General features: G+C 72.7%; 19 protein-coding genes. 13 read left to right on the top strand and 6 right to left on the bottom strand.

Annotated elements, in window-relative coordinates:
* Window positions 1-30 precede the first annotated feature (30 nt).
* Window positions 31-1,152: an SGNH/GDSL hydrolase family protein gene (locus ACFHW1_RS20890; protein ID WP_416556013.1), complete on the bottom strand. Its 1,122-nt coding sequence runs from the start codon at window positions 1,150-1,152 to the stop codon at window positions 31-33.
* A gap of 245 nt (window positions 1,153-1,397) precedes the next feature.
* Between ACFHW1_RS20890 and ACFHW1_RS20885 the strand changes: the two genes are divergently transcribed.
* The gene (locus tag ACFHW1_RS20885) at window positions 1,398-1,754 is read left to right on the top strand and encodes a YkvA family protein (RefSeq protein WP_416556109.1); all 357 of its coding nucleotides are present in this window, start codon (window positions 1,398-1,400) and stop codon (window positions 1,752-1,754) included.
* Between the two features lie 120 nt (window positions 1,755-1,874).
* The gene (locus tag ACFHW1_RS20880; protein WP_416556014.1) at window positions 1,875-3,251 is read left to right on the top strand and encodes a cystathionine beta-synthase; all 1,377 of its coding nucleotides are present in this window, start codon (window positions 1,875-1,877) and stop codon (window positions 3,249-3,251) included.
* 328 nt (window positions 3,252-3,579) lie between these two features.
* Here ACFHW1_RS20880 and ACFHW1_RS20875 read toward each other — a convergent pair whose 3' ends face one another.
* Window positions 3,580-4,134, bottom strand: coding sequence for a GNAT family N-acetyltransferase (locus ACFHW1_RS20875; protein WP_416556015.1), 555 nt, complete (start codon window positions 4,132-4,134; stop codon window positions 3,580-3,582).
* Window positions 4,135-4,917: 783 nt separating this feature from the next.
* Here ACFHW1_RS20875 and ACFHW1_RS20870 point away from each other — a divergent pair.
* Window positions 4,918-5,985, top strand: a complete 1,068-nt coding sequence (locus ACFHW1_RS20870; protein ID WP_416556016.1) for a helix-turn-helix domain-containing protein — start codon at window positions 4,918-4,920, stop codon at window positions 5,983-5,985.
* Between the two features lie 45 nt (window positions 5,986-6,030).
* Here ACFHW1_RS20870 and msrA read toward each other — a convergent pair whose 3' ends face one another.
* Window positions 6,031-6,687 carry a peptide-methionine (S)-S-oxide reductase MsrA gene (msrA, locus tag ACFHW1_RS20865; RefSeq protein WP_416556017.1) on the bottom strand — a complete coding sequence of 219 codons (657 nt, stop codon included), beginning with the start codon at window positions 6,685-6,687 and terminating at the stop codon, window positions 6,031-6,033.
* Between the two features lie 136 nt (window positions 6,688-6,823).
* On the opposite strand from msrA, the gene ACFHW1_RS20860 reads away from it, so the two are divergent.
* The 3 genes from ACFHW1_RS20860 to ilvA all read left to right on the top strand — a co-directional run bounded on the left by ACFHW1_RS20860 (window position 6,824) and on the right by ilvA (window position 10,692).
* Complete coding sequence (locus ACFHW1_RS20860; protein ID WP_416556018.1) at window positions 6,824-7,966, top strand: cystathionine gamma-synthase; 1,143 nt, start codon at window positions 6,824-6,826, stop codon at window positions 7,964-7,966.
* Between the two features lie 117 nt (window positions 7,967-8,083).
* On the top strand, window positions 8,084-9,475 hold the full coding sequence (locus tag ACFHW1_RS20855) for an amidase (protein ID WP_416556019.1): 1,392 nt from the start codon (window positions 8,084-8,086) through the stop codon (window positions 9,473-9,475).
* Entirely contained in the window at window positions 9,472-10,692 is a 1,221-nt protein-coding gene (gene ilvA / locus ACFHW1_RS20850) for a threonine ammonia-lyase (protein WP_416556021.1), read from the top strand. The genes ACFHW1_RS20855 and ilvA overlap by 4 nt, the downstream gene beginning before the upstream one ends.
* A gap of 27 nt (window positions 10,693-10,719) precedes the next feature.
* On the opposite strand, the gene greA is transcribed toward ilvA, so the two are convergent.
* Window positions 10,720-11,220, bottom strand: coding sequence for a transcription elongation factor GreA (gene greA, locus ACFHW1_RS20845; RefSeq protein WP_278173899.1), 501 nt, complete (start codon window positions 11,218-11,220; stop codon window positions 10,720-10,722).
* A gap of 154 nt (window positions 11,221-11,374) precedes the next feature.
* Entirely contained in the window at window positions 11,375-11,809 is a 435-nt protein-coding gene (locus tag ACFHW1_RS20840; RefSeq protein WP_416556023.1) for a DUF4307 domain-containing protein, read from the bottom strand.
* Between the two features lie 128 nt (window positions 11,810-11,937).
* Between ACFHW1_RS20840 and mca the strand changes: the two genes are divergently transcribed.
* From mca to purE, 7 genes are all read left to right on the top strand, one after another.
* The gene (gene mca, locus ACFHW1_RS20835; RefSeq protein ID WP_416556025.1) at window positions 11,938-12,822 is read left to right on the top strand and encodes a mycothiol conjugate amidase Mca; all 885 of its coding nucleotides are present in this window, start codon (window positions 11,938-11,940) and stop codon (window positions 12,820-12,822) included.
* A gap of 51 nt (window positions 12,823-12,873) precedes the next feature.
* A complete protein-coding gene (locus ACFHW1_RS20830; protein WP_416556027.1) occupies window positions 12,874-13,131 on the top strand; it encodes a hypothetical protein in 258 nt (85 codons plus the stop codon).
* Between the two features lie 327 nt (window positions 13,132-13,458).
* A complete protein-coding gene (locus ACFHW1_RS20825) occupies window positions 13,459-15,990 on the top strand; it encodes a putative bifunctional diguanylate cyclase/phosphodiesterase (protein WP_416615953.1) in 2,532 nt (843 codons plus the stop codon).
* Complete coding sequence (locus tag ACFHW1_RS20820; protein ID WP_278173904.1) at window positions 15,987-16,589, top strand: HAD-IA family hydrolase; 603 nt, start codon at window positions 15,987-15,989, stop codon at window positions 16,587-16,589. Before ACFHW1_RS20825 ends, ACFHW1_RS20820 begins: the two co-directional genes overlap by 4 nt.
* A gap of 80 nt (window positions 16,590-16,669) precedes the next feature.
* Window positions 16,670-18,703: a thioredoxin domain-containing protein gene (locus ACFHW1_RS20815; RefSeq protein WP_416556111.1), complete on the top strand. Its 2,034-nt coding sequence runs from the start codon at window positions 16,670-16,672 to the stop codon at window positions 18,701-18,703.
* Between the two features lie 12 nt (window positions 18,704-18,715).
* Window positions 18,716-19,885, top strand: a complete 1,170-nt coding sequence (locus tag ACFHW1_RS20810) for a 5-(carboxyamino)imidazole ribonucleotide synthase (protein ID WP_416556029.1) — start codon at window positions 18,716-18,718, stop codon at window positions 19,883-19,885.
* Window positions 19,882-20,376: a 5-(carboxyamino)imidazole ribonucleotide mutase gene (gene purE, locus ACFHW1_RS20805; protein ID WP_416556031.1), complete on the top strand. Its 495-nt coding sequence runs from the start codon at window positions 19,882-19,884 to the stop codon at window positions 20,374-20,376. The genes ACFHW1_RS20810 and purE overlap by 4 nt, the downstream gene beginning before the upstream one ends.
* A gap of 40 nt (window positions 20,377-20,416) precedes the next feature.
* On the opposite strand, the gene ACFHW1_RS20800 is transcribed toward purE, so the two are convergent.
* Window positions 20,417-25,513 (bottom strand): SCO7613 C-terminal domain-containing membrane protein, encoded by a 5,097-nt coding sequence (locus tag ACFHW1_RS20800; protein WP_416615945.1) that lies wholly within the window; start codon window positions 25,511-25,513, stop codon window positions 20,417-20,419.
* Window positions 25,514-25,640 lie beyond the last annotated feature (127 nt).

Here is a 25,640-nt window from a genome sequence, read left to right as displayed (position 1 = left end):
TCCGTCGGTACGGTTGCGGTCGCGCACGGATCAGTCCTGCGGTCCGGCGGTGGACAGGCCCACCCGCTGATCGGAGGATACGGCCGACTTGCGGTGGTCGCCGTCCCGATCGCCGCCCGGCGGACCGAACAACCAGTTGAGCGCGGCGGTCTGCCAGGATCGGCCGGCGAATCTCGGCCTACGCCGCAGCCGGGCCCAGCGGCCGGCCGGACCGCGTTCCCGGCCGGCCACCCGGGTGCCGCGGACCTCGGTGCCGGCGTGGCGGACGGCCTCGTGCGCGGCCTGGGGCAGCGTCCGCACCTTCTCCCGGCCGGCGACGCCACCACGCGAGGCGGTGCTGGCACCGAGCGCGCCGAGTGCCGCCGGCAGCAGGACGGCGGCGGCCATGGCGTACCCCTCGGCCGAGGGGTGGAACCGGTCCCAGGAGTAGAGCCGGCCCGGTTCGGCGGCGAACCGTGGACCGAGCAGGTCGCCGAGGGAGACCGTCCAGCCGCCCGCCTCGACCACCGCGACGGTCTGCGCTGCGGCGAGTTGTCGGCTCCACCGACGGGCCAGCCAGCGCAGTGGCGGTTTGATCGGCTTGATCGCGCCCAGATCCGGGCAGGTGCCGACGACCACCTCGGCCCCGGCCGCGCGCAGTTGCCGTACCGCGTCGACGAGGTGCCCGACCGCGACCTCCGGCGGGGTGCGGTGGGTGACGTCGTTGCCGCCGATCAGGATGACCGCGAGGTCCGGCCGTAGCTCCAGCGCCGCCTCCACCTGCGGGACCAGGCCGACCGACCGGGCGCCCACCACCGCCAGCCGGTGCAGCCGGACCGGTCGCCGCTGCCGGCGGGAGATGCCGGTGGCCAGCAGCGCGCCGGGGGTCTCCCGGGGGCGGTGCACGCCGTAGCCGGCGGCCGACGAGTCGCCGAGCACCACCAGGGTCAGCGGCGGCCCGGGCAGCCGGGAACCGTACATCCCGTCGCCGCGCGGCGGCGGTGCCTCGGCCAGCGGGATGATCCGCCGGGCCTGCTTTGCCTGCCCGTAGAGGGTGCCGGCGGTGGCCACCGCGGCCGCCGCGGCGGCACCGGCTCCGAACGCCACCAGCCGGAGGGCCCGCGTCGCCACGGTCCAGTCGGTCGGGCGTTTCCCCGCGCCACCCGTGCCCATCGCGCCCCCCGACTGCGACTCGCTGCTGCCGTCGTGCTCGGTCCTTCGAGATTATCTCGGCCCGCGGTTTCGGGCTCAGCCCGATTCTGGCCGGGGTCCACCGGCCTGGGGACGCGTGTCCGGCGACAGTTGCCGATCCCGGGCATCATGGAGGGCAGGGCGCCACGGATCGACGGCCGGGGTACGGTCGGCGGCCGGTGGGCACACACACATCCGGCAGGCCCGGTGACGAGGAGGTGGCCGCGATGGCCAGGACACTCAAGCGGGCGGCGGCGTTCGCGGCGCTGGGGCGGGCACTGACCGCAGGCGCCCGCGGTGGTCCCTCACTGGGGCGGCGGTTGGCGGCGCTGCCCCGGATGATCCGGGCCACGATGCGCGGCGACTACGACGGCGGCCTGCGGCTGGCGTTGATGACCGCTGCCGTGGCCTACGTCGCGTCCCCGTTCGACCTGGTGCCGGAGGCGATGCTGCTGATGCTCGGCATCGTCGACGACGCGCTCGTGGTGACCTGGCTCGCTGGCAGCGTGCTTGCCGAGACCGAACGGTTCCTGGACTGGGAGGCCCGGCGCGAGTCGGTGGTGCCCGGTCAGGTGGTCGGCTGACCGGCCGTGCACCAGTAGGCTGACCCCGACATACTCCACCGCCGGCAGCGGGCTGTTGTCGGCTGACGACCTCAACCCGACGATGGCGCCTCGCCGGCGTCAGTAGAAGGGCACAACGAGGTGCGTTACCACGACAGCGTTGTCGATCTCATCGGCGACACCCCGCTGGTGCGGCTGCGCAACGTCAGTGCGGGGATCTCCGCGACGGTGCTGGCCAAGGTCGAGTACTTCAACCCGGGCGGCTCGGTGAAGGACCGGATCGCGCTGCGGATGGTCGAGGCCGCCGAACAGGCCGGGCTGCTCCGGCCCGGTGGCACGATCGTCGAGCCGACCAGTGGAAACACCGGCGTCGGTCTGGCGCTGGTCGCGCAGCTGCGCGGCTATTCGTGTGTCTTCGTCTGCCCCGACAAGGTCAGCGAGGACAAGCAGAACGTGCTCCGGGCGTACGGTGCCGAGGTGGTCGTCTGCCCGACGGCGGTCGCGCCGGAGGACCCCCGCTCGTACTACCAGGTGTCCGACCGACTGGCGGCGGAGATCCCCGGCGCGTGGAAGCCGGATCAGTACGCGAATCCGGCGAATCCGCAGTCGCACTACGAGGGCACCGGGCCGGAGCTGTGGACACAGACCGAGGGGCGGATCACCCATTTCGTCGCTGGGGTGGGCACCGGAGGGACGATCTCCGGGGTGGGCCGCTACCTGAAGGAGGTGTCCGGCGGCGCGGTGCGGGTGGTCGGCGCCGACCCGGAAGGCTCGGTCTACTCCGGCGGATCAGGGCGGCCGTACCTGGTCGAAGGGGTGGGGGAGGACTTCTGGCCGCAGACCTACGACCGGTCGATCTGTGACGAAATCGTGGAGGTCTCCGACCAGGAGTCGTTCGAGTTGACCCGCCGGCTTGCCCGGGAGGAAGGGTTGCTGGTCGGTGGCTCGTGCGGGATGGCCGTCGCGGCGGCGCTGCGGGTGGCCCGCCGGGCCGGGCCGGACGACGTGGTGGTGGTGCTGCTGCCGGACGGCGGACGTGGCTACCTGTCGAAGATCTTCAACGACGAGTGGATGGCCAGGTACGGGTTCCTGGGGGTCGAGGCGGCTGAACCGACCGTCGGTGATGTGCTGACGGCGAAGCCGGGCGGCCTGCCGGAGCTGGTGCACGTGCACCCGACCGAGACGATCCGCGACGCGGTCGACTACATGCGCGAGTACGGCATCTCACAGCTGCCGGTGCTCAAGGCGGAGCCGCCGGTGGTGACCGGCGAGGTGGCCGGGTCGATCGCCGAACGGGATCTGCTGGACGCGCTGTTCAGCGGCAAGGCGCAGCTGCACGACATGATCGAGCGGCACATGGCGCAGCCGCTGCCCATGGTGGGCGGTGGCCAGCCGGTACGCGAGGCGGTGGCGCTGCTGGCCGGCACCGACGCCGCCCTGGTGCTGGTCGACGGCAAACCGCGTGGGGTGATTACCCGTCAGGACCTGCTGGCACATCTGGGAAAGTCCGGTCGATAGTCGCACAGTGTGTCCGGTTGATCGCTGGTAGCTGGGGTTGACTAGGGTCATGGAAGCGCTGCCCCGGCACGGTTCGCCACCGAGGCAGGCGACCATGGTGCTTCACCACCGCGGTGACCCTGGGCGCCCGCCAGCATCCCGGGGTCCCGCACTGTTGCCCGCCCACGCCGATCAACCGGCACGCCTCCGCCGGTTGAGCGCCTTCGGCCAGGCGTTTTCCCCCGGTTAGGGCGGGCAGTGCCGGGCGAGAGTGCGGGGCTGGACGGAACCCCCGCAGCAGCGGTCCCGTACTCTCGCCCGGCCGTCAGCCCGGTGTGCGGCGCGGCGGTCAGCCCGGTGCAGCGGCCGGTGTCGTCGGCCGAGCTGCGGCGACCGTGAGGTCGCGCGCGTAGCGCAGCTGCGGAGTCGGCACCGGCCCGAGCCAGCCGTCCCGGCCGACCCCGTCCGGGCGCCAGCCACCCGCTTCGTAGAAGTCTCGGGCCCGGTGGTTGGCTGCGTACACCCAGAGCACCGCGCGACGACACCGGCGTTCGCGCATCTTGTCGAGCGCGTCGCGGATCAACGCCCGGCCGACGCCGCGGCCCTGGTGCCCGGGATCGACGTGGATCGCGTACAGCTCACCGGTGGCCGGCTCGCCGTCCTCGTGCGGGCCGACGTAGGTGAACCCGATCAGCAGCCCCTGGTGTTCGGCGACGGTCAGGCGGTGCGTGTCACGTTCGTGGCTCCACCGCTCGATCCACCACCGCGCCGTGACGTCAGCGCCGTAGGTCTCCAGCGCGGCGTCCGGCACGATGCCCTGGTACGCACTGAGCCGGGACCGGTGGTGCAGGTGACCGACCGGGGCGATGTCGTCGAGGATGGCCGTGCGCAGGGTGACCGCCACCCGACCGAGCCTACCGGCATGAAACGACCCCCGGGGCTTCCGCGTCTTTGACGCGGGCCGGCTGGACTGGGCCGGCACCCCGGGGGTCGGGTGGCTGTCGTGGATTCGCCGCACCGCTGCCACACGGTCTCGACGATCGGAGCTGTCAAGGACAGCGGCTAGCGGGCAGCCACCTCACGAGTCCTATAGCTATACAACGCTGGACCACCTCCTTTCCCGTGTACGGCCACGCTAGCCGGCCGCTACAGCCGCCGGCAACGATTTTTCCGCCGCCGGGGCGACGGCGTGGACCCGCCCGGCCGGGGCTGCGGCGTCGCCCCGGCGGCGCGGCTCGCGGGCCAGTCCAGTCGGTGGAACCGGCGGTCGGTCGCACCCGGCTGGCCCACCACCCGAAGGTGACAAATGGTTACCTTGCCATTACTTTGAGTGGTTGATGATAATGATTGATTATGGTCTTAGTTTTGTCCGGCCTCGGGTATCGCGCCACTGGAGATCGGATGAAGTCTGCTCGGACTTGTCCAGCGCGGCCGACATCTGCCATCGTCTTTTCCAGGTGGTGTACCTACCCCTAGAACGTTGGTGTACATGGTGGTCCGTCGCTGGCATGCTGGTCGATGGGCCGCGAGGTCGGCGGGTTGTTACGCCGAATCGGGGTAGGTTCGGTCCAACGCGTCCACGCGCCATCCCCGCGGCCTCTGGTCAAGAGCGTCAGGGGCAGTCGAAGGTCAGGAAAAGCGCGGCTGAGTTTTCAGCAGGTCTTCAATACAGGTGGGCAGGCGGAATATGAGTGACATGGGTGAGACCCTGAGGAAGGCCCGGGAATCCGCTGGTGTCAGCCTGGCGAAAATGGCCGCGCTGAGCCACTTCAGCAAGGGTCATCTGTCGAACGTCGAGGCTGGGCGGCGGACAGCGACGGCCGATGTGGTGACCGCCTACGAACAGGTCTTGGGGGACCATATGCAACGTCGGGGTCTGATCACCGGACTCGCCGCCGCAGTGGTGGCACCGGCAGCCGTCTCCGAACTCATCCACTGCGGCTTCACGGCTGCGCTCGGTGACCCGGCGGCCGAGGACCAATGGCAGGAACGGGCCGCCAATCTCGGCCGGGACTACATGTCGGTAGGCGCCGGTGAGCTGCAGGACCGGATCGCCAGTGACCTCGTCGTGCTGCAACAGCAGCTCGGCACTCCGGTGATGTGGGGGCTGGCCGCCCGTTTCCTCAGCGTCTACGGCAAGACCACCGGGATGGCGCAGGAAGCAGTCCGGTGGTACCGACTTGCTGCGGTCAGCGCGGATCGCAGCGGCGACCGGACCGTGCAAGTCTGGGTCCGGGGCCGCGCCGCGCTGGCCCTCGGCTACGAGGGCGCTGCCCTCACGGCCGCGCAGGACCTGGCCGATCAGGCCCTCGCGTTGACCGACCGACCATCGCTCGGGCGGCTCAACGCGTTGATGGCCAAGGCGCACGTCGCCGGCGTCCGTGGCGACCGGATCAGCGCATTGACGCACCTGGACGAGGCCCGCCGGGTCTTCGACCTGACCGGTTCCGCCGAGCAGATCTCCGACTTCGCCGTGCCCGAGTGGCGGATGGCGATCTTCACCAGCATGCTGCTCTCCCGCCTCGGCGACTCGGCCGCGGTCGACGCCCAGGAGTGGGCGGACCGGACCCGGCCGACCAGCCTGGCCCGGTTCGCCACCCACATCGAGCTGCACCGTGGGCTGATGCTGGTCAAGTCGGGCGACCGCGTCGAAGGGCTGCGGCACGCCCGATCGGCACTGGCGAGTCTGCCACCGGCCAAGCACAGCCAGTCGCTGCGGTTGATGCTGCGGGAGGTGGAGCGGGCCGCCGCCTGATCGGCGACGGCCGGCTCCGGTTCAGTATCGGCGACGGTCGGCTTGTCAGTCGGCGCTCCGGGCGACGCCCACCGGGCAGGTCATCCCGTTCGGCCCGTGGTTGCAGTAGCCGCCGGGATTCTTGTGCAGGTACTGCTGGTGGTGATCCTCGGCGTAGTAGTACTCGCCCAGCGGCCGAATCTCGGTGGTGATCCCGTCCCGGCCGGCCGCGGCCACCACCGGAGCGAACGCCGTCCGGGAATCGGCGGCCTCGGTCGCCTGCTCGGCGTCGGTGGTGTAGATCGTCGACCGGTACTGCGTACCGACGTCGTTGCCCTGGCGCATGCCCTGCGTCGGGTCGTGGTTCTCCCAGAACACCTTCAGCAGGTCGGCGTAGCCGATCCGGGCCGGGTCGTAAACCACCTGAACGACCTCGGCGTGCCCCGTCCCGCCGGAGCACACCTCCTCGTACGTGGGATTCGGCGTCTCGCCGCCGGCGTACCCGACCGAGGTCGACACGACCCCGGGCAGTCGCCAGAACAGCCGTTCGGCCCCCCAGAAGCAGCCCATCCCGAAGACCGCCACCCGGGTACCGGCCGGCCACGGGCCGGTCAGCGGCGTACCGAGCACGGCGTGCCGGTCCGCCACCGGTATCGGCCGGTCCCGGCCGGGCAGGGCCTGCCCAGGTTCAGGCAGATTCGCTTTCATCGGTCGCAGGAACACCGTGCGACTCCTCTCGTTCGTGGCCTCTCGGACAACACCGGCGGGGGCCGGCTCGTTCCCGTCGGGGTACCCGCAGGTCAGGCGGGCATCCGTCCCACCGGCGGTGGCGCTCGGACCGATGGCCTAGCCTCGTGCCATGACATACGGGTTCGACACGGTCGCCATCCACGCCGGGCAGGAGCCGGAGGCCCGGACCGGAGCGGTCGTGCCGCCGATCTACCAGACCAGCACGTACGCTCAGGACGAGGTGGGCGCGCCCCGGGCCGGGTACGAGTACAGCCGGTCGGCCAACCCGACCCGGGACGCGCTGCAGGAATGCCTGGCCGCGATCGAGGGTGGCCGGGTCGGGCTCGCCTTCGCCAGCGGTCTGGCGGCTGAGGACACGCTGCTGCGCACCGTCTGCCGGCCCGGCGATCACGCGATCATCCCGGATGACGCGTACGGCGGCACGTTCCGGCTGTTCGCCAAGGTCGCCGAGCGTTGGGGACTGACCTGGACCGCCGCGCGGATCTCCGACGTCGACGCGGTCCGGGCAGCGGTACAACCCGGCCGTACCCGGATGATCTGGGCGGAGACCCCGACGAATCCGCTGCTCGGCATCGCCGATATCGCCGGGCTGGCCGCCCTGGCCCGTGACGTCGCGGCGCGGCTCGTGGTGGACAACACCTTCGCCTCGCCATACCTGCAGCAGCCGCTGGCGCTCGGCGCCGACGTGGTGGTCCACTCCACCACCAAGTATCTCGGTGGACACTCCGACGTGGTCGGCGGCGCGTTGGTCACCGACGATCCGGAACTCGCCGCCGAGCTGGCCTTCCACCAGAACGCCATGGGCGCGGTCAACGGACCCTTCGACGCCTGGCTTACCCTGCGCGGAATCAAGACCCTGGGCGTACGGATGGAACGGCACTGCGACAACGCCGAGCGGATCGTCGAATTCCTCGACCACCACCCGGCGGTACGCCAGGTGCTCTACCCCGGACAACGCGACCACCCCGGTCACGAGACGGCGGCCAAGCAGATGCGCCGGTTCGGTGGGATGGTCTCGTTCCGGGCGGCCGGTGGTGAGGCGGAAGCGGTGCGAATCTGCAACCGGGCCCGACTGTTCGTACTCGCCGAATCGCTCGGCGGGGTCGAATCGTTGATCGAACATCCTGGACGGATGACCCACGCTAGCGCCGCCGGCTCGCCTCTTGAAGTCCCCGGCGATCTCGTGCGACTGTCTGTCGGAATCGAAACCGTGGACGACCTGCTGGCCGACCTGGATCAGGCGCTCGGCTGAGGATCCGTCGGCGAGATCCGACGGGCGGGCCCACTCCGGGCCGGCCCGACACCCGGGCGGGTCCGGCGACGGGTCCGCACAGCGACGCGAACCGCGTACCGGCTGCCTGGAGGTGCCGTGCACGACATCGTACCGACCTGGGTCGGGACCACCGCCCGGCAGATCGCCCGGGCCGTTCGCCGGGGTGACACCTCGGCGACCCGGGTCGTTGCCGACCATCTCGATTACATCGCCCGGGCCGACCCGGAGCTGTCCGCCTTCCGAGCGGTCCGTGGCGGCGAGGCCATCGTCGAAGCGGAGAAGGTCGATGAACAGGAGGACCTGGCGAACCTGCCGCTGGCCGGGGTGCCGGTGGCCATCAAGGAGAACACCCCGGTCGCCGGGCTGCCGACCTGGCGCGGATCGGCCGCCGCGCGGACCCCGGTCGCCGAACACGACCACGAGATCGTCCGCCGGATGCGCGGTGCCGGCGCGGTCGTCGTCGGGGTCACCCGGATGCCGGAGCTCGGGCTCTGGGCGACCACCGACGACGCCACGGCAATTAGCCGCAACCCCTGGCAGCTGTCGCGTACCCCGGGCGGTTCCTCCGGTGGCGCGGCGGCCGCGGTGGCCAGCGGCATGGTGCCGATCGCACACGGCAACGACGGATTCGGCTCGATCCGGATCCCGGCTGCCTGCTGCGGTCTGCTCGGGCTCAAACCGGGCCGCGACGTGGTTCCGCGACAGCTCGGCACCGAGGACTGGTTCGGCCTCACCGAGCACGGCATCCTGACGACCTGTGTGGCGGACGCCGCGACCGGCTTCGCGGTGCTCGCTGGCCGGCGACCGGAGAAGCTTGTCCAGCCGGGCCGGCTGCGGGTGGCGGTCTCGCTCACCTCGCCGGTGGCCGGGCTGCGGGCAGATGCGGCCAACCGGGACGCGGTGGCGGCGACGTCGCGCCGGCTCACCGAGGCCGGGCACGACGTGGTCGGCACCGCGCTGCACTATCCGGCCTCGCTGGGGCTGCGGGGACTGGCCACCTGGTTCGCCGCCGCGGCCGAGGACGCCGCCGCCGGCCGGGCCGGCGGCCGGGAACTGCAACCACGGACCCGTCGGCACGTCGCGCTCGGCCGGTGGGCACAACGGCGCGGGTGCGTCCGGGAAGCCGACCGCACCGCCTGGCGGGACCGGATGACCGGGTTCTTCACCGACCAGCGCGCCGACGTGCTGCTGACGCCGGCGCTGGCCAGTACCCCGCCGGCCGCGACCAGCTGGGCGCGCCGGTCCTGGACGGCGAACATGTGGAGCTGTGTTCGGTACGCCCCGTACGCCGCGCCGTGGAACATGGCCGGACTGCCCGCGTTGGTGGCGCCGGCCGGGCTGCGCCCGGACGGCTTGCCGGTCGGGGTCCAGCTGGTCGGGCCGCCCGGCTCGGAGCTGCTGCTGCTAGCGGTGGCCGGCCAGCTGGAGATGATGGCGTCGTGGCCCCGGCACGCCCCGTCGTGGCCGAGAGTGGACAGCCCGGTATGACGGAACTGGTCGGACTGCCGGACGTCCTCGCCGCCCGGGACGTTTTGTCGGACGTGGTACGGGTGACTCCGCTGGAGCCGTCCCGCCCGTTGACCGCCCTGCTCGGCGGGCCGGTCTGGTTGAAGTGCGAGAACCTGCAGCGGGCTGGCTCCTACAAGGTACGCGGCGCGTACCTGCGGATCTCCCGGCTGACCGAGCGGCAGCGTCGGCGCGGGGTGGTCGCGGCCAGCGCCGGCAACCACGCCCAGGGCGTGGCGCTCGCCGCCGGGCTGCTGGACATCGGCGCGACGGTGTTCATGCCGACCGGCGCTCCGTTGCCGAAGGTCACCGCGACCAGAGGGTACGGTGCCGAGGTCGAGTTCGCCGGCACCACCGTGGACGAGGCGCTGGAGGCGGCCCGGGAGTTCGCCGACCGGACCGGTGCGGTGCTGATCCACCCGTTCGACCATCCGGACGTCGTCGCCGGCCAGGGCACCGTCGCGCTGGAGATCCTGGAGCAGTGCCCGGAGGTCACCACCATCGTCACTTCGGTGGGTGGCGGCGGGTTGATCTCCGGGATCGCGGTGGTGGTCAAGGCACTGCGCCCGGACGTACGGGTGATCGGTGTGCAGGCGGACAGCGCGGCCGCGTACCCACCGTCGCTGGCCGCCGGTGCCCCGGTGCGGTTGGCCGACTACCGTACGATCGCCGACGGCATCGCCGTGGGACGCCCCGGTGACCTGACGTTCGCGCATGTCAGCAAGTTGGTCGACGAGATCGTGACGGTCTCCGAGGAGGACCTGTCGCGGGCGCTGCTGATGCTGCTGGAGCGGGGCAAGCAGGTGGTTGAACCGGCCGGCTCGGCCGCGGTGGCAGCGCTGTTGTCCGGCGCGGTGCGGCCGGCCACCCCGACGGTCGCGGTGCTCTCCGGCGGCAACATCGATCCGTTGCTGCTGTTGCGGGTGATCGAGTACGGCCTGGCCGCCGCCGGCCGGTACCTGCGGTTCACCGTACGGTGCGGCGATCGGCCCGGTGAGCTGGCCGCGCTGCTGGCGCTGATCGCCGAGCAGCGGGCGAACGTGGTAGACGTCGATCATCAGCGGCGCAACCCGCATCTGCGGTTGGGTGAGGTCCAGGTCGGCCTGTCGGTGGAGACCCGCGGCCCGGAGCACTCGACCGAGCTGGTCGAGGTGCTCCGTGATCGCGGCTACCAGGTAACGTTCGCCGCCGCTGACTGACCCACCGCCGCTGTAGCGGCCGCAAACTCAGCCGGCGAAGGGCTCGAACTTGTCGACAGTGACCTTGATGTCCGCGCCGCTCGGCGCGGTGTAGGTCACCGTCTGACCCTGTCGACTGCCCAGGATGGCCTGGCCGAGCGCGGACTCCGGGCTGTAGACGGTCAGCTCGGTCGTCGAGGAGATCTCCCGGGAGCCGAGCAGGAAGGTCTCGGTGTCGGCGGGGTCGTCGTCAAAGTGGATCGTGACGACCGTGCCGGGCGCGACGCTGTCCGCGTCCGGTGCCTCGCCGACCTTGGCGGTACGCAGCAGCTCCTGCAGGTAGCGGATCCGGGCCTCCTGCTTGCCCTGCTCCTCGCGGGCGGCATGATAGCCGCCGTTCTCCCGCAGGTCGCCTTCCTCCCGACGGGCATTGATCTCGGCGGCCATCGCCGTCCGTCCGGCGATCAGCTCGTTGAGCTCGGCCTGGAGCCGGTCGTAAGCGTCCTGGGACAGCCAGGTGGTGGGCGCCTCGCGGTCGGTCGTGGACACAGACGATCTCCTTGTGGGCTTGCGGGCGGTCGAGGTCGAACTACCAACGTACCAGCGTTCCGCACCGAGGTGCCGGGGTTGCAACGGCTCGGGTGTGCCGGCCGCCGGATCGCCACCCGCATCGGCGGGTGTGGCGAGGGTCACGGTCGGCTGGTCAGTCGGCGGGTCGGCAACGTGGCACCTCGCCCAGGAACGCGACTCGTTCGGTGGCCAGCCGGTACGTGGTGCGGACTTGTCGTTCGCCCGGTTCGGCCCGGACGGTCACCTCGGACCGGCCCACCTCCGCCCCGTCCCGCGACCGGGCCCTGACCAGGCACGTCGTCGCACCGCCGGGGGGCACCGTGACGGCGAAGTCGATGGTGATCCCGTCCTCGGTGGCCTCGGTGTAGGTGATCACCTCGGGCTGGTGCAGCGGATCGCCGTAGAGCGTGTAGAGCCGGCCGGCGATCGCCGTCCCGACCAGCACCGCCACCGCCGTGAGCAGCGCGACGAGCCACGGCCGGCGCGCTCGGGGCGCGCGTCGCCGTCCGTACCGCCCGGGTGGGAACATGACGGCGGTCGGGGCGGTTGTGGCGGACGTGTCGGTCACCCGGGACGGAACTCCTTGGCGGACGTGTCGGTGGGGTCGGCGAGAATGGTTGACGGGCCCCATTGTCGCAGCCGGGCCCGGACGCCGCCGGCAGGGGATGTCAGGCATGGGATGAGGGAGCGTTTTCGTTGGCTGAGCAACTGCGTCTGATGGCGGTGCACGCCCATCCTGACGACGAGTCCAGCAAGGGTGCCGCGACGATGGCCCGGTACGTCGCGGAGGGTGCCCAGGTGCTGGTGGTCACCTGCACCGGCGGGGAGCGGGGCAGTGTGCTGAACCCGAAACTCGACCGGCCGGACGTGTGGGAGAACATCGCCGAGATCCGCCGGGCCGAGATGGACGCCGCCCGGGCGATCCTCGGTGTCGAGCAGGCCTGGCTGGGCTTCGTCGACTCGGGTCTGCCCGAGGGTGATCCGCTGCCGCCGCTGCCGGACGGGTGTTTCGCCCTGGAGCCGATGGAGGAGGCAGCCGGGCCGTTGGTGCGGTTGATGCGGGAGTTCCGTCCGCACGTGGTGACCACCTACGACGAGGACGGCGGTTATCCGCACCCGGACCACATCATGTGCAACCGGGTGAGCGTCGCCGCGTTCGAGGCGGCCGGTGACCCGGCGCGATACCCGGGTGTCGGTGGTGAGCCGTGGCAGCCGTTGAAGCTGTACTACTGCATGAGCTTCACCAGGGCGCGGATTCTCGCGCTGCACGAGGGGATGCTCGCGATCGGTCGGGAGTCGCCGTACCAGGAGTGGATGGACCGGTGGGAGGGGCGCCCGGACAAGGGCGACCGGATCACCACCCGGGTCGACTGCGCCGACTACTTCCCGGTTCGCGATGACGCGTTGCGCGCGCACGCCACCCAGGTCGATCCGGACGGCTTCTGGTTCCAGGTGCCGATGGAGGTGCAGCGGCAGGCCTGGCCGACCGAGGATTTCGAGTTGGTCCGGTCGTTCGTCGATAGCCCAAAGCCGGAATCCGACCTGTTTGCCGGGATTCGCGAGGGGCTCGGCCACTCCTGATCCGCCGGGCGTAACGTGTAGTCGACGTCAGCGACGCAGAGGGGTCCGATCGTGCTGAGTGCTGTCCATGTCCTGGCGGTGAACAACTTCGGGGACACCCGCAGTGGTGGTCTGGCCGGGCCGATGGGGCTGTTCCTGCTCCTGGTGCTCGCCGCCGCGACGGTGTTTCTGATCAGGAACATGAACTCCCGGCTGCGTCGGCTGCCCGAGCGGTTCGACGACGCGGCGCCGGGCAGCGGGTCGGCGGCGGCGGAACGCAATGTCCTTGATCCGACAGAAGGCGACTCGCGTCCCGGATCCCCTTTGTAAGCGCTTACGTGCGCTCTCACCAGGGACTTTTCTCCCCTCCAGCGGGCCTCCGCCGGTAAACCGGCCCAGTGGCCCCTGTTGCCGGAATCGGCTTTGGCTTAGCCTTCCGCCGGGGACCTTCAGTTCCTCCGACCGCGCGCGGAAAGGGGCGACCATGGATCGCACAACTGTCGTCCCTGGTCGTACGGAACGGACGCGAGGGATGCTCATCATGGTCGGTCGTCCGCGCCGGGCGTCGGTCCACGGCCCGGCGGTCACCGGGAGTGATCCGTGACGCCGGCGCGGACGGAACCGGCTGCGACCGCGCACCAGGCGACGATCGAAACCCTGGACGGCGGGGGCCGGTGGCGGCTGCCCGTCTTCACCGTCGCCGTTCTGGTGGCCGCCGTCGCCACCATCGCCATCGGGCTGCTCGCCGGGTCGGCCCCGCAGACGTCGGCGCTCCCGCCCCCGGCCGGATTCGCGATCGTCGCGGCGCTGCTCGGCGTCGCGCAACTCGCCCGACTGCGGTTCCGCATCGGGACCGGCACGGTCAGCTTCACCTGGGGCGAGGCCGCCCTCATCGTCGGGCTCTACGTCCTCCCGGCCGGCTGGCTGCCGGCCGCCGCCGCAGTCGGCGTTGGCATCGCCTGGACCCTGCTGTCGATCTTCTCCGAGCCCCGTACCGTGCCGGAGATCCTCCGGGTCACCGCGTCGTTGACCGTCGCCGTCGCGGCGGCCGGCGTCGCCGCCCGGGCGGTCGCCGACCCGTACGCCCAGCAGCTCACCCCACTGCTCGCCGCCGCCATGCTCCTCGGCGGGCTGGTCTATCTGCTGATCACCGCGGTCCTCGCCACGGTCGCCCTGTCACTGCGGCACGGTCGGCCGTTCGGTGCCACCCTGCTGCACGCGCTGCGCAACAAGCTGCTGATGTTCGTCGGCAACGTCCTGGTCGGGCTGGTCACGGTCGGGATGCTCGGTCACGATCCGCGCTGGCTGCTGCTGCTGCCCCCGGTGCTGTGGCTGCTACAGCAGACCTACGGCCACCGGTTGCGGATCGAGGACGAGCGTCGGGCCTGGCAGGAGTTCGCCCGGGCGACCCGGGCGCTCAACCAGCTCGACGAGCCGGCCGTCGTCGGCGCCGGAGTCGCCGGCGGGCTGGCCCTGTTCGGTGCCGAGCGGGTCGAGATCGACGTCCGGCAGGTCGACGGCAGGCTGTGGCGCTACGTCGGCGACGCCGCCGGCGGGCTGCGCCGGTCGGAGCCACCGGCCGATCCCGTCGACCCCGTCGCGGCGGCAGAGGACGTCGCGGACGACGCAACCGACCAGATGCTCGTCCACCCGCTCACGGTCGGCCGGACCGGCGTCGGTGAACTGCGGATCCACCTGCCGGCCAGCACCATGCCGAGGTCCCGGGACCGCGCCGCGCTCTCCGCCTTCGGTGACGCGCTCGCCGCAGCCCTGCACGACGCGGCGACCGAGCGGGCACTGCGCCACCTCACCGACCGGACCATGCACCGGTCGATGCACGATCCGGTGACCGAGCTGCTCAATCGGGCAGCGCTGCTCACCAAGGGGGACGCCGCTCTGCACCGGCTGGAGCACGATCATCCGGTCGCTCTGCTGCTGCTCGACATCAAGGGCTTCAAAGAGGTCAACGACACCCTGGGCAACGCCGCCGGTGACGAGCTGCTGCAGTCCGCCGCCCGGCGGCTCAGCAACCGACTCCGCCCCGGCGAGCTCCTCGGCCGGCTCGGCAACGACGAGTTCGCCCTGCTCCTGACCTCGCTGAGCCCGGCAGCGGCCGGTTGCGTCGAGCGGACCTCGCCGACCGGGGTGGCGATGCGCCGGGCCCGCGAGTTAATCGCGATGCTGGCCGAGCCGACCGAGGTCGCCGGCGTGCGGATGTCGGTCGAAGGCGCACTCGGCGTGGTGGTCGCCGGTGCCGGCACCGCCGACATCAACGAACTGCTCCGCCGGGCGAACATCGCGATGAGCCAGGCGAAGACGATCGGCGGTAGCGTCGCCGGCTACGACAGCGCGAAGGACGCCGCCAACACCGACCAGTTGGCACTGCTGGCCGAACTGCGCGCCGCGCTGGACGTCGACGACCAGCTCGAGCTGGCCCTGCAACCGGCGGTCGACCTCGCCACCGGCGGGCCGACCGGGGTGGAGGCGCTGATCCGGTGGCGGCATCCGCGACGCGGCCGGCTCACCCCGGTCCACTTCGTCAGAGCGGTCGAGGGCAGTGAACTGCTCGCCCCGTTCACCCGGTACGTCGTCGACCGGGCGTTGTCGGCCGCCGCCGAGTGGGCGGCGCACGGCATCGACGTACCGATCTCGGTCAACATCTCGGCCCGGAGCCTGCTCGACCCGCAGTTGCCGGCCGAGATCGGCGAGCTGCTGCGCCGCCACCAGGTCCCGGCCCACCGGTTGGTGCTGGAGATCACCGAGACGGTGGTGATGAGCGAGCTGGAGATCATTGACGAGGTGCTGGCCAGCCTCCGGGAGGTGGGCGTCCAGCTCGCCGTTGACGACTTCGGCACGGGGTTCTCCTCACTGGCCTTCCTGACCCGGGTCACCGTCGACGAGTTGAAGGTCGACCGGTCCTTCGTGGTCCGGATGGCCGACTCGCCACGCGACGCCGCCATCGTGCGACACACCGTCCGGCTGGGCCGGGAGATGGGCCTGCGGGTGGTCGCCGAGGGGGTGGAGACCGCCGACCAGCGGGCCACCCTGGCCGCCCTCGGCTGCGCCGCCGCCCAGGGCTACCACTTCTTCAAGCCGATGCCCGCCGACAAGGTACTCGCGGTGCTCCGGTCCCTGGCGGACTCCGCGCAGGCCCAGATCTACCCGCTGCGCGCGGACGGTGCATCGTGACCGGCGGGCCCAGCGGTGCCGTCCGGGACTGGCTGGTCTTTGACTACGGTCAGGTCATCTCGCTGCCGCAGCCGTCGGCCGCAGTGGCCGCCATGGCCCAGCTGGCCGGTTTACCGCAGGCCACCTTCGACGAGGGGTACTGGCGGCACCGGGACGCCTACGACGCCGGCTGGCCGGCCGACCGCTACTGGAGCCACGTGGTCGGTCGGCCGCTATCCGCCGACGATCCGCTCGTGGCCGAACTGGACCGGGCCGACATCGCCAGCTGGTCGCAGCTGAATCCGCGTACCGTCGAACTCGTCACCGGCCTTGCCGCCGACGGACACGGCCTGGCGCTGCTGTCCAACGCCCCCGAGTCCATCGCCACGGCGATCGACTCGGCCGACTGGGCGGCGGTGTTCCACCACCGGCTGTTCAGCTGCCGGCTGGCGTTGACCAAACCCGATCCGGCGATCTTCGCGGCGCTGCTGCACCGGCTCGGCGCGCCCGCCGACCGGGTCACCTTCGTCGACGACCGCCCGGAGAACGTCCAGGCCGCCGCCGAGGCGGGCCTCACCGCGCTGCGATACCCGGACGTTCCGGTGCCGACCCGGCGGTGAGCCGCCCACCGACTGGCTATGGTCGGAACGTGCGACCCCCACCGTCGGAGTCGTGCCACGACCCCGAGGAGCGACCCAGCGTGAACCGGCTCGGTGAGGCAACCAGCCCGTACCTGCAGCAGCATGCCGACAACCCGGTCGACTGGTGGCCGTGGTGCCCGGAGGCGTTCGACGAGGCCCGCCGCCGGGACGTGCCGGTGCTGATCTCGGTCGGGTACGCGGCCTGCCACTGGTGCCACGTGATGGCGCACGAGTCGTTCGAGGACGACGCGGTCGGGCAGTTGATCAACGACAACTTCGTCGCGATCAAAGTGGACCGGGAGGAACGCCCCGACGTGGACGCGGTCTATCTGGCCGCGACCCAGGCGATGACCGGTCAGGGCGGCTGGCCGATGACCGTGTTCGCCACCGCCGACGGCACCCCGTTCTTCTGCGGGACCTACGTCCCGCAGGCGAACTTCGTCCGGCTGCTCCACTCGGTCGGTGCCGCCTGGCGCGACCAGCGCGACGCCGTGCTGCGCCAGGGGGCCGCGGTAGCCGAGGCGGTCGGCGGCGCGCAGGCGGTCGGCGGGGCGACCACGCCGTTGACCGCCGACCTGCTCGACACCGCCGCGGCGACGCTGGGCAAGGAGTACGACCCGACGCACGGCGGGTTCGGCGGGGCACCGAAGTTCCCCCCGCATCTCAGCCTGCTCTTCCTGCTGCGGCATCATCAACGCACCGGCGCCGCCGACAGCCTGGAGATCGTCCAGCACACCTGCGAGGCGATGGCCCGGGGCGGCATCTACGACCAACTCGCCGGGGGCTTCGCCCGGTACGCGGTGGATGGCACCTGGACGGTGCCGCACTTCGAGAAGATGCTCTACGACAACGCGCTGCTGCTGCGGGTCTACACGCTGCTGTGGCGGCTCACCGGCGACCGGATGGCCGGTCGGATCGCCCGGGAGACGGTCCGCTTCCTCGCCGAGGCGCTCGCCGTACCCGGTGGCGGGTTCGCCTCCGCGTTGGACGCCGACACCGGCGGGGTCGAAGGCGCCAGCTACGTGTGGACGCCGCAGCAGCTGATCGAGGTCCTCGGCGAGGCCGACGGCCGGTGGGCGGCAGACCTGTACGGGGTGACTGGCGACGGCACCTTCGAACACGGCACCAGCGTGCTTCGGTTGGCCCGCGACGTCGACGACACGCCGCCGGAGCAGCTGGACCGGGTCCGGGCGGCGCTGCGGCGGGCCCGGTCGGGCCGGCCGCAGCCGGCCCGCGACGACAAGGCGGTGACCGCCTGGAACGGCCTGGCCGTCACCGCACTGGTCGAGTTCGCCACCGCCACCGACGCCCTGACTGGTGCCGACGCCCCGGCTGGTGCCGCAGCCGGTACCGACGGCGACGTTGAGCTGGCGGCCGAGCTGGCGGTCGCGACCGGGGCGTATCTGGCCCGTACCCACCTGGTCGGCGGGCGGCTGCGCCGGGTCTCCCGGGACGGTCTGGTCGGCGCGCCAGACGGGGTGCTGGAGGACTACGGCTGCCTCGCCGAGGCGTTCTGCGCGCTGCACCAGCTCACCGGGGAACGCCGATGGCTGGATCTCGCCGGCGAGCTGCTGGACGTCGCGTTGGCCCGGTTCGCCGCCGACAACGGCGGCTTCTACGACACCGCCGACGACGCCGAACAACTGGTCGCCCGGCCGGCGGACCCGACCGACAACGCCACCGCGTCCGGGCTGTCGGCCACCGCCGCCGCGCTCACCGGGTACGCGGCGCTGCGCGGCGCCCCGCAGTACCGGGCCGCCGCCGAGGCCGCGCTGGCCACCGTCGCGCCGGTGGTCGCCCGGCATGCCCGGTTCACCGGCTACGCCGCCGCCGTCGGCGAGGCGTTGCTCTCCGGTCCGTACGAGATCGCCGTGGTCACCGAGGACCCGACCGGTGACCCGCTGCTACGGGCGGCGCGGCGGCACGCGCCGCCCGGTGCGGTGGTGGTGGCCGGCCGTCCCGACCAGGCCGGCGTACCGCTGCTGGCGGACCGGCCGATGATCGGCGGGGCGTCGACCGCGTACGTCTGCCGGGGCTTCGTCTGCGACCGGCCGGTCACCTCCGTCGCGGACCTGGTCGCGCAGCTGGGTTAGGCTGTCGCCGCCATGGATACCCGTACCGGACTGCCCGTCGTCGGCATGGTGGGTGGTGGGCAGCTCGCCCGGATGACCCATCAGGCCGCGATCGCGCTCGGCCAGTCGCTGCGTGTGCTGGCCCGTACGCCGGAGGACGGCGCCGCCCTGGTCGCCGCCGACGTGCAGTACGGCGAGCACACCGACCTCGCCGCGCTGCGTACCTTCGCCAAGGGCTGCGACGTCGTCACCTTCGACCACGAGCACGTGCCGGGTGAGCACATCCGGGCGCTGGCCGCCGACGGGGTGCGGATCCACCCGGGGGCCGACGCGCTGCGGTGTGCCCAGGACAAGGCGGTGATGCGGCAGCGGCTGACCGAGCTGGGTGCCCCGGTGCCGCGCTGGCGGCGGATCGGCTCGGTCGACGAGCTGGCCGAGTTCGGCACCGAGGTCGGCTGGCCGGTGGTGGTCAAGACCGCGCGCGGCGGCTACGACGGCCGCGGGGTGTGGTTGCTGGACACGCCGGACGAGCTGGTCGCCGCCGGGCTCGACCCGGCCGGCCCGTCGGCCGACCCGGCAGTGGAGCTGATCGCCGAGGAGCGGGTGAAGCTGGTCCGCGAGCTGGCGGTACAGGTGGCCCGCTCGCCGTTCGGTCAGCTGGCGGTCTACCCGGTGGCGGAGACCGTGCAACGGGACGGCATCTGTGTCGAGGTGCTGGCGCCCGCTCCGGCCCTGCCGCAGTCGCGCGCTCTGGCCGCCCAGCAGCTGGCTATCGACCTGGCCAGCGCGCTCGGCGTGGTCGGGCTGCTGGCGGTGGAGCTGTTCGAGGTGCCCGGTGGCCTGGTGGTCAACGAGCTGGCGATGCGGCCGCACAATTCCGGGCACTGGACCATCGAGGGGGCCCGTACCTCCCAGTTCGAGCAGCATCTGCGGGCGGTCCTGGACTATCCGATGGGTGACACCGGGCTGACCGCCCCGGCGGTGGTGATGGCCAACGTGCTTGGCGGCGCGGATGGCGGGATGGGCATCGACGAGCGGCTGCACCACCTGTTCGCGACCGACCCCGGCGCCAAGGTCCACCTGTACGGCAAACAGGTCCGGCCGGGCCGCAAGATCGGCCACGTGACGGCGCTCGGCGAGGACCTCACCGACGTCCGGATCCGGGCCGCCCGGGCCGCCCGCTGGTTACAGGAGGGCCGATGATCGGCGTCATCATGGGCAGCGACTCGGACTGGCCGACGATGCGAGCCGCCGCCGAGGCCCTCGCCGAGTTCGACGTCGAGCACGAGGTGCGGGTGATTTCGGCGCACCGTACCCCGCACGGCATGCTCGACTATGCCGGCGCCGCCGCCGACCGTGGCCTCCAGGTGATCATCGCCGGGGCGGGCGGCGCGGCGCACCTGCCGGGCATGGTCGCCTCGGCGACCCCGCTGCCGGTGATCGGGGTGCCGGTGCCGTTGAAGCACCTGGACGGGATGGACTCGCTGCTGTCGATCGTGCAGATGCCGGCGGGCGTGCCGGTGGCCACGGTGTCGATCGGTGGCGCCCGCAACGCCGGTCTGCTGGCGGTACGGATCCTCGCCGCCACCGACCCGGGGCTGCGCGCCCGGATGCTCGCCTACCAGCAGGAGCTGGTCGAGCTGGTCGCCGCGAAGGACGCCGCGCTGCAGGCGCAACGCGGCGGCACCACCTAGCCCCAGCCGAGTCGGCCCGGCCGGGTCTCGGCGGCCGGCCTCAGCGCATGCCGCGCAGGGCGCCCCGCACCCGCTCCTGGGTCTGCCGGCGCCACTCGCTGCTGGCCCCGAGCGCCAGCAGCACCAGCCCGACCGGGATCAGCACCAGCCACGGACCGAAGAAGGTCAACGCGTGCAACGCGGTCACCGCGCTGACCACCGTACCGACCACCACCGGGGCCTGCTGCTGACTCATCGCCCCGACCAGCAGGGTGCCGACCGCACCGAGCAGCAACAGGACCTGCCGGAAACTGTTCTCCCCCGAGCTGATCACCAGTACCAGGGTGGGCAGGAACGCCGCGGCCAGTGCCGGCCCGTACGCCGTCCAACTGCTGAGGTCCGGCCGGTGCCGCAGCTCGAGGACCCCGACCAGCAGGGCGAGGACGGCGAACGGCAAGGTGTACGCCTCGGTGAGCGCCACGTCGGTGATCCGCATCAGCATCCACCAGGCGGTGATCTCGCAGCCGACCGCCAGCCAGAACAGCACCCGGCGCTCCATCGCACGGCGGCCAGGCCGGGTGGCCGTCACCCCGAGCACCGCACCCCAGGCGGCCAGCAGCCCGGCCAGATGCGCGGCCGAGTTGTACGCCAGGGCCAGCGCGAGCAGCGCGGCCGCGTAGCTGCTCCACTCGACCACCGCCGCCTCGCGTACCGCCTCGGGGTGGCTGAGCCGGGGCAGTCGGGTCGCGGACAACAGCAGGCCGGCGCCGACGGCGAGTACGCCGAACGCCGACCAGCTCGGCGGGAAACCGGCGACGAGGCCCATGGTCAGCACGAACATCTGCGCCATCACCGAGGCGAACAGCCAGCCGAGGATCCGGGCCGGCTGGCTGCGTCCGGCGTACGCGGACACCGCTCCGACGCACACCGAGCTGCCCAGCGTGAAGACGGTCAGTTGATCGTTGGCCAGCGCCCCGGCGAGTCCGGCGCCACCGGCGGCGAGGCCGATCAGGAACAGCAGCCGGCGGGCGATGCGCAGCGGCCGGTGCCGCTCGGTGTCCGGCGGCGGTTCGGTCAACGCCAGTCCGACCATGGCGACCGCGAAGACCAGTAGCGCCGCCATGGTGCCCGCCGGCCAGCCGACGCCGAACGACATCGGGGTGATCAGCAGGGTGATCGCCACGCCGGGCAGTACCACCGGAACCGCCTGGCCCGGCTGGCCGGTGTTGAACCCGGTCGCGGCCAGCGCCGCCGCGACGGTGAGCAGCAGCGCCGCGAGCACGTTCGTCGGATCCACGGCGGCGGCCGGCGGGTCGAGCAGCCTGGCCGGTGGCCCCTGCCAGATTGCGGTCAGGGTGCGGTACGGCTCGACCAGTGCGGCGGCCAGCGTCGGCGCCACCGCCGCGACGGCCAGCGCGGTGGGCAGCGCGGCGGCCGCCAACGCTCCCTTGACCGGGCTGATCGCCCACTCCTGGCCGATCTCCAGCGGCCCCGGCTGGCTCCACCGGCCGCCGAGTCCGGACCATCGACGACTCGGCCGGGACAGGTCCACCGGCGGTGGGGTGGCGGCCCGGAGCAGTTCGGCGAGTATGCCGAGCAGTGCGGCTCCGGCGGCGTACATGCCGGTCGGCAGGCTGGTCGGGAGCGAGGCGAGGGCGGTGACCGTCGCGCCGGCGGCCAACCCGACGGTGGCGTACGGCAGGTAGTGCGGGACCCGGCGGCGGACCATGGCCAGCACGGCGACGCCGAGCGCCGAGGCGGCCAACGCCCCGGTCAGCACGATCTCCGTGGTCCAGCCGAGCGCGGCGGCCAGCGCGGCGACCCCTCCGGGCAGTGCCAGCAGCGCGGCCCCGGTCGCCGCGCCACCGATCTTCGCCAGGTGCGCCGGCATCGACTCCCGGTCGGGGACGGGCGGCCCGGTACCTGCCTGGTCGGCCTGGTCGGCCTGAGCAGATCGATCGGCCAGCGTCACGGTGGCGACGACCCGGGCGAGTACCGCCACCACCACGCACGTCAGTACCACGACACCGAGCGCGGCGGCGGTGGTCCACGGACGGACCAGGCTGGCACCGATGGCGTACAGGGCGACCGCCACGGCGACGCCGGCCCGGGCGGTGGCGGCCTGTGGATCGTTGGCGGCCACCGAGACGATCCCGTACCCGATCGCGACCAGGCAGCCGACCACGATCGGCGACCACCAGGGCAGGCCGAGCGCCGCCGGGGTGCCGACGGTGGCGAGCGCGACCAGCACGCCGGCGGCGTGGAACGACCAGGGTCGGGGCAGCGCGACGGCGGCGGCCAGCGCGAGCAGCACCAGGGCCAGCGGCACCTGCCAAGAGTTGGCGGCGACCTCGGTGGACCAGGCGGTCAGGTCCGCCTGCCAGAGCTGGCCCGGAGTGGCCAGTGCCTGGACGCCGCCGGCGACCGCCGTGTAGCCGGCGAGGACGGCGATGACCCCACCGCTGACCGCGGTGCCCAGGACCGGTCCGCGTCGCCAGTGTTCGGGCAGGGCGCGTACGGCGACCGCCACCAGCAGGGTCAGCGCCGCGCTGGCCACCAGTTCGGTGCCGGGTACCACGATCGCGCTGACCCTGGCCAGCGTGCCGACCAGCGCGGCGGTGGCCGCCGCCGCGGCGTAGTCGGGGCCGTCGAGCAGCCGGTCCGCCCGCCGGCCGGCGTCGATCGAAGGCGCCATGAGCAGCAGCCCCGCGGCGACCAGCAGTCCGACGGCGACCCACACGTCGGCGATGGCCGCCCCGGGCGAGCCGAACGCCGCGGCGGTGACCGCGAGCGCCCCCAGCCCGGTGCCGATGGTCAACGGTCGGGGGATCTGCCGTTCCGCCACCTGCGCCAGCGTCGAGTAGCCGAGCGTGCCGCAGACCGCGAGGAAACCGGCGGCCAGGATCGGGGCGGTCGTCTCCTGGACGGCCAGTGCGGTCGGCCCCGGCGGCGGCACCAGAGCGGTGACGAACGCCGCCACCCCACCGGGCAGGGCGAACGCGGCCCCGCCGGCGGCCCAACCCCCGACCGCGTCCCCGGCGGGCCGGCGGCGTACCTCCGGCAGCGTCCCGGCTACGGCGATCAGTACGCCGGCGGCGGCCAGCACCAGCAGGGCGGCAGCGGTGGAGCCGGGTCGGGCCAGCGCAGCGCCCGCACCGGCGGTGCCGAGCACCGCCGCGCAGATCACGTGCACCCGGGCGGCCCGGGTGGTGTCGGTGAGGAAACCGGTGCCGGCCACCGCGACGGCGGCGAGCACCGGCAGCCACGGCGCGGCGTACCAGGGCAGGGCGAAGGACGCCGGTACGGCCAGCGCGGTCAGCGTCACGCCGACGACGGTCGCCTCGCGACGCCAGTCGACGGGCATGGCGACCGCCGCCGCGATGGTGATCAGCAGCGCGGCCAGGGCGAGCTGCCAGTCGGCGGGCCCGGCGTAGTCCACCAGGCTCTGCTGGTACCCGGCCAGGTCGGCCTGCCAGGCGGGTAACGCGGCGCGGACCGGTGCCAGCGCCGCCCGCAGCGCACCACCGGCGACGAGTACGCCGAGCACGGTCAACGCGGCCGCCGCCGCGAGCTGCGGGCCACGGCGGACCTGCTCCGGCAGGGCCCGTACGCCGATCCCGGCGACGGCGACCACGGCAGCGATCAACAACAGCGCCGGGCCCGGCAGGGCGACCGCCGCGACCCGGCTGGCCGCGCCGATGACTGCCAGGGCGAACACGCCGGCGGCCAGGTCCGGCAACGGCGGGTGGCCCAGGGTGAAGCCGCCGACGAGCCCGACCCCGGCGGCGATCAGCAGCACCGCCGCCGCGACCAGCGTGGCGGGCACCGTGTCGGCGCGCAGCACCGCCACCACAGCGAACAGCAGCGCGGCGGTGACGGCCAGCCCGTGCATGGTCCAGATCAGGTCGCGTAGCCAGAGGACGGCCGCCGTGGGTGCCGGCGGCAGCCAGCCCGGCTGTCGGCCACCGTCGCCGCCACCGGGAGGCTCGCCCTCGACGACGGCGTCGGCCTCCTCCGGCGCGCTCTCCGGCCGGTCGGAGCCGGTGCCGGACGGTGCCGGCCCGCTGGCCCGGTCGCCGGGCCGGTTGCCGCCGTCCGGTCCGGCCGGCGCGTCCGGCCGGGGTCGTGCCACCGTTGGCGGCCCGGACCGCCAGCTGGCGCCGAGCTTTCCGGAGCCGCTCAGCAGCCGGACCAGCAGCAGGTCGAGCACGGCGACCGCGGCGAGCGCCGACGCCCACCCGGCCGGCCCTCGGATCAGGTCCTGACCGAGCAGCGGCACGACCGGCTGGATCGCGAGCACCATGCCGTACCGGGGCAGCCGCAGCCCGGTCGTGGCGGCGTATCCGGCGGCGACCAGCGCGGTGACGGCGAAGGTGAGGCCGGCGAACGCCGACGGGCTGACCGGGCCGGCCCGGACGGCGTCGGTCGCCCAGATCGCGTAGCCGTCGATCGGGACTAGGACCAGCGCCACGGCGGCGATCGTCTCCGCGGTGGAGGTGAGCCCGCGGGCGGCGACCGCGGGCGGGGCCGCGAGCAGCAGTAGCGTGCCGGCGAACAGCACGCTCAGCCGGGTGACGTCGGGCAACGCGCTGTTGGCGACGGCGGCGAACACCACCACCGCCATCAACGCGCCGAGGCCGAGCAGGACGTTCTGGATCGACTGGGCGGACGCCTCCGGTCGGGTGCCGTCCGACGACAGGACCTGGGTTGGATCGTCGTCACCGGCGGCCGGCGGGTAGCCGGGCGGGCTGGAGGCGGGACGCTCAGAGCCCGGTGGTGGCCCGGTCGGTGGCGCGTCGTCGTCGGCGGCTAGGTTGGGACTCTGCCGGGGGAACTTCGGCGGGGCGGTACCCTGGTCGGCGGTCGGCGGTCGGCGCCCGGCCCGGCGGCGGACCGAGACCCGGGGCCCCGGGCCACGCCGACCGGCGGCACCGCCGGTGGACAGGATGTCCCGCTGGAAGATCGCCGCCTGCAGATCGCTGGCCATCTGCTTCTGCTCTTTGGCCAGCGCGAGTTCGCGGGCCTTCATCTCGGCGATGGACCGCTCGATGCGGGCCAGGTCCTCAGCGAACTGCGGCTGCTCGGCACCGCACCGCGGGCAGGTCGCCGCCGCCGGCACGGTTCGCCCGCACGAGGCGCAGCGGTACGGCGTACTCATGGCACCCTCCTCCACGCCCGGACCACACTGTGGACCACTTCCTACGAAGCATGCCTAAACCAAGCAACTGTTGAACAGCCCCAGGCGGCGTGGAGATCGGAGAAAAACCGGTCGTGGGTCCGTCACG

The organism is Micromonospora sp. LOL_014 (genome assembly GCF_048060245.1).
Classification (GTDB): Bacteria; Actinomycetota; Actinomycetes; order Mycobacteriales; family Micromonosporaceae; genus Micromonospora_E.
This window is presented reverse-complemented; position numbering and strand designations above follow the sequence as displayed.

What these genes read in the sequence shown, in the direction of transcription:
- ACFHW1_RS20890 (WP_416556013.1), bottom strand. Translation starts at nt 1,152, where the DNA reads ATGGGCACGGGTGGCGCGGGGAAACGCCCGACCGACTGGACCGTGGCG.
- ACFHW1_RS20885 (WP_416556109.1), top strand. Translation starts at nt 1,398, where the DNA reads ATGGCCAGGACACTCAAGCGGGCGGCGGCGTTCGCGGCGCTGGGGCGG.
- ACFHW1_RS20870 (WP_416556016.1), top strand. Translation starts at nt 4,918, where the DNA reads ATGAGTGACATGGGTGAGACCCTGAGGAAGGCCCGGGAATCCGCTGGT.
- ACFHW1_RS20860 (WP_416556018.1), top strand. Translation starts at nt 6,824, where the DNA reads ATGACATACGGGTTCGACACGGTCGCCATCCACGCCGGGCAGGAGCCG.
- ilvA (WP_416556021.1), top strand. Translation starts at nt 9,472, where the DNA reads ATGACGGAACTGGTCGGACTGCCGGACGTCCTCGCCGCCCGGGACGTT.
- ACFHW1_RS20810 (WP_416556029.1), top strand. Translation starts at nt 18,716, where the DNA reads ATGGATACCCGTACCGGACTGCCCGTCGTCGGCATGGTGGGTGGTGGG.
- purE (WP_416556031.1), top strand. Translation starts at nt 19,882, where the DNA reads ATGATCGGCGTCATCATGGGCAGCGACTCGGACTGGCCGACGATGCGA.
- ACFHW1_RS20800 (WP_416615945.1), bottom strand. Translation starts at nt 25,513, where the DNA reads ATGAGTACGCCGTACCGCTGCGCCTCGTGCGGGCGAACCGTGCCGGCG.